The organism is Amycolatopsis kentuckyensis, from assembly GCF_002155975.1.
GTDB classification, from domain to species: Bacteria; Actinomycetota; Actinomycetes; order Mycobacteriales; family Pseudonocardiaceae; genus Amycolatopsis; species Amycolatopsis kentuckyensis.
Map to the genome: position 1 here is coordinate 1 of NZ_MUMI01000765.1, position 3,972 is coordinate 3,972.

The window sequence follows — 3,972 nt, forward strand, 5'->3', positions numbered from 1 at the left end:
ACGGCGACGCCGGGGTCGTTCACCTCGGCCGGGCCCGGCGACACGGGCGCGGACGAGTCGGGCGGCGCGTTCGGGCCCTTCGCGCCCGGCGTCCTGTGGTGGGCCGACGCGATCAGCGCCGCGTCGCCCGCCCGCGGCACGATCGTCGCCCTCGGCGACTCGATCACCGACGGCTACAACGCGTTCGGCGGCGGTCCGCGCTGGACCGACGTGCTCGCCGAGCGCATCGGGACGCTGCCGCCGTCGCGGCGGCTGTCGGTGGCCAACGCCGGGATCAGCGGCAACACCGTCAGCGTGCAGCCCAACCCGTACGACCCCACCGGCCAGTGCTGCGGCCCGCCCGCACCGGTCCGGCTCGACCGGGACGTGCTGTCCCTGCCGGGGGTCCGGTACGTCCTGCTCCTGGAGGGGACGAACGACCTCGGCGGCGGCGACAACGCCCCACCGGCCCCGGCCGAGCAGGTCATCGACGCCATGCGCACCATCGCCGGGCGGGTGCACGCGGTCGGCCGCCGGATCGTCGGCGCGACGGTCCTGCCGATGTGCAACGCGGCCGGCAGCCCGAAGGAACAGGCCCGGCTCGCGGTCAACGCGTGGATCCGCACTTCGGGGGTGTTCGACGCGGTGCTCGACTTCGACGCCGTGCTGCGCGACCCGGCGGACCCGACGGTGATCCGCGCGGACTGGCGCACCGACTGCTACCACCCCAACGCGGCCGGCGACCGTCTCCTCGGCGATTCGATCGACCTGAAGGTGTTCGCCCGCTGAAAAACCGGGACGCCGGTGGCCGGCCTCTCCGGGTTTCGGGCTCCCGTGCCGCGGGCACCCCGAATCCCGGAGGGGGTCCACCCGGCTTCGCGGGGAGGCCTCGATGTCGCCCATCGACCACCTGATCGTCACCGTCCTCGGCGCCCGCCGCGCCCGGGCCGGGGAACCGCGGCCCACCCCGGCGCCGGCCCGCGACGGGGCCGGCCGGCAGGGTCCGAAGTCCCCGTCCGGCCGGCGTTCCGCGGCGCCGGGCACCGCGTAGCGGACGCGCGCTCAGCCGGCCACGAGGGGCGCGACCGTGACGTAGTCGATGTCCGGGGCGTACTTCGAGCGCTGGCCGAACTGGTTGAACGTCTTCCCGTCCCAGTCGGGCAGTTCCTGGGCGGTGAAGGTGACCGTGTTGGCGCCGGCGCGCAGGTCGACCGGCACGGCGAGGTCGCGGAACTGGTTGAAGTGGAACGTGGTCGGGAACAGCACCCGCCGCGCGAATTCGCCGTTGACGGCGATGTCGGCGTGCCGCGCGACCGGGTCGGGGTTGTAGTGGGTGGGGATCGACTCTTCCGCGTTCGAGTAGCGGACGACGAGCACGTGCCGGCCCGCCTGCTTCGCCGTCACCCGCAGGGTCAGCGCGTTACCCGGCCCGTCGCCCACCGCGGTGACGACCTGGCCCGACGCGAACGACCGGTCGCCGCTCCGCTCGGCCGCGCCGGTGAGCACGCCGCGTTCGGCCTCGATCCGCGCCGGGGCGGGGACCGGCGACGGCGCGGTGCGGACCCGGTCGAGCAGGAAGTCGCCGGTCACGCCGGTGACGACGAGCCGGTTGAGGCCCGCGGAGAGGAACAGCGACGCGGCGTCCCGGGTGCCGAGCGTGAACCCGGGCTGCCCGTTGACGTCGACGCGGGCGGTGCCGCGACCGGTCCGGTCGAAGCTGACCGACGCGTAGCCGTCGTGATCGGCGTGGACCCAGAAGGTCGCCGACGCGCCCCGGCGCACCGCCACCGCGCCGGGGCCGGACGAGCCGCGGACGTCGTACCGGACCGGGGCACCGGCGAGGTCGGCGTATTCCGCTTCGTAGGTCGCCCGGCCGTCGGTGGCGGGGTCGACCCGGGTGAGGTCGATCTTGTCGATGATCGCGTCGCCGCGGGTGGTCCCGAGGTCGGGGTCGGCCGCGGCCAGGGTGATCGTGTGCCGTCCGGCGGTGAGCGGCACGCGGGTGTCCGTGTGGTCCCAGACCACCCACTCGTAGGAGACGGGCAGGATCAGCTGCCGCGGATCCTTGCCGTCGACCCGCAGGAAGACGTTCGTCGGGCCCTGGGCGACGACGCTCGGGTACTTGTTGTAGGTGTTGGAGAAGACGCTGAGGTCGTAGCGGCCGTCCTGGGGCACCTCGACGTCGAAGGAGAGCTTGACGTCGGACCCGGTCCGCAGGCCGCCGACGTTGTAGTCACCGGACGTGGCGAACTTGCCGACGTTGCCGGGGTTGCCTTCGGGACCGTTGCGGCTCCAGCCGGTGCCGGTGTGCGCGGCGTCCTCGGCTTCGTAGGTGTGGCGCCACGGAACCGGTGACCCGTCGGTGGTGCCGCTGCCGCCGGGACTGAGGATCACCTGGTACGCCGACATTTCCCGGAGATCGGTGAACGGCAGGGTGAGACTGCCGTCGGGGGCGACGGCCAGTTCGGTGTCGAGCTTCCGCTGCGGCGCGGGCGAGTCGCCGAGCTGCCCGGTCCACGGGATCTCCTGCACGGTCACGTGCACGCGGCTGCCGAAGAGCTTCCGGTCGACGTGCGTGAACCGGACGTCCGCGGCGCCGTTCGAGCCGCCGAAGAGCGTGCGCGACTGCCGCTTGGCGCGGTCGAGGGTGGCGATGCCCTGCAGCGTGTACTGCTGCCCGGGTGACGGCGGGGTGACGCGCACGGTGTTCCCGGTCAGCCGGCCGTAGGCGTTGAACAGCCACCACTGGCCGTTGCCCTTGTTCGCTTCGGCGACGCTGTCGTCGAGGTTGCCGTCGATGTTCCAGTACGCGAGGTCGGCGTCGACCTTCGAGTCCTCGATGGCCGACATCCACTGGATCATCTGGCCGGGCACGGAGAGGTGGTAGCGGTAGGCGTATTCGTCGAGGTTGATCGGCAGCGGCCCGATGCCCAGCTCGCGCTCCCAGCCGCGGTAGCGGTCCACATTGGACCGGACGGACGCGGGCGAGGACAGCTCGTGCCAGGTGATCACGTCCGGCAGGCAGTCGTTCGCCTTGCAGTACTGGAGGAAACCCTTGACCTGGTCGTAGAGGACGCTCGTGTTCGGGCCGGCGATGCGTGCCCGCGGGTCGAGCCGCTTGATGAGGTCGTGGGCCTGTTTGTACTCGGCGAAGAAGTACTGGGGATCGGTCAGCCAGCTGACGTTGTTGTAGCTGTACTGGCCGGTGCCGTACCAGTTGCCTTCGGGTTCGTTGAAGGGGACGTAGACGATGTGGTCGCTTCGCCCGGAAGCCTGGTTCACCTGGGCGGTGAGCTTGGCGCGGTAGTCGTCGACGCCGGCCTGCCCCGGGGCGCGCTGGTACGGGAAGCCGCGGTAGATGTCGGTCATGTAGACGTAGACATCCCGCCCGCCGGCGGCGACGAACGGGTTCGCGACTTCGAGGGCGTCGGCGCCGGGGTGCTGCGGGCCGTCCTGGGCTTTGGTGGCGAGGGTCTTCGGGTGGAAGCCGGCCAGCGCGGTGTCGCTGGGGACGCCGTCGCCGTAGACGCCGTAGAGGGACCCGGCGGCGCCGCCGTGGAAGGCGCCGGTGGTGGCGGCCAGGTCGACGGTGAGGGTGCTGGTGGCCGCGGAGGCCGCGGTGGCTTGCGGGGCGCTGAGCAGGGCGGCGGTGAGGAGGGTGGCGAGGGTGGCGGGCAGGACAGTTCGCCGTTGAACCATGGGGACTCCGGTCGGGTCTGAGGTGGATGTCGAACCGGTTCGATCGCGAACTGCACCCTACGACAGGAGATACCGCAAAGGCAACGAATCGACCGGCGAACCGGTTCGACCAGCCTCGAGGCGGCCGGGTCGGAACTCGCATCTCGCGTGATCAGAGCCGGAACTGGCGTGACTGGAGCCGGAACTCGCGTGATCAGAGCCGGAACTCGCGTGACTGGAGCCGGAACTCGCCAGTTCCGGCTTCAATCACGCGACTTCGGGCTTCAATCACGCGAGTTACGGGTTCAATCACGC

General features: G+C 71.7%; 3 protein-coding genes. 2 read left to right on the plus strand and 1 reads right to left on the minus strand.

Annotated features, from left to right (window positions below; translation table 11 throughout):
* On the plus strand, positions 1–768 hold a 768-nt coding region (locus CCN39_RS47430), incomplete at its 5' end, for a GDSL-type esterase/lipase family protein (protein ID WP_244211343.1).
* A gap of 103 nt (positions 769–871) precedes the next feature.
* Positions 872–1,030 carry a hypothetical protein gene (locus tag CCN39_RS50505; RefSeq protein WP_158104620.1) on the plus strand — a complete coding sequence of 53 codons (159 nt, stop codon included), beginning with the start codon at positions 872–874 and terminating at the stop codon, positions 1,028–1,030.
* Between the two features lie 11 nt (positions 1,031–1,041).
* Here the strand turns inward: CCN39_RS50505 and CCN39_RS47435 are convergent, their stop codons facing one another.
* Positions 1,042–3,678: a carbohydrate-binding protein gene (locus CCN39_RS47435; RefSeq protein WP_086853702.1), complete on the minus strand. Its 2,637-nt coding sequence runs from the start codon at positions 3,676–3,678 to the stop codon at positions 1,042–1,044.
* Positions 3,679–3,972: the final 294 nt, after the last annotated feature.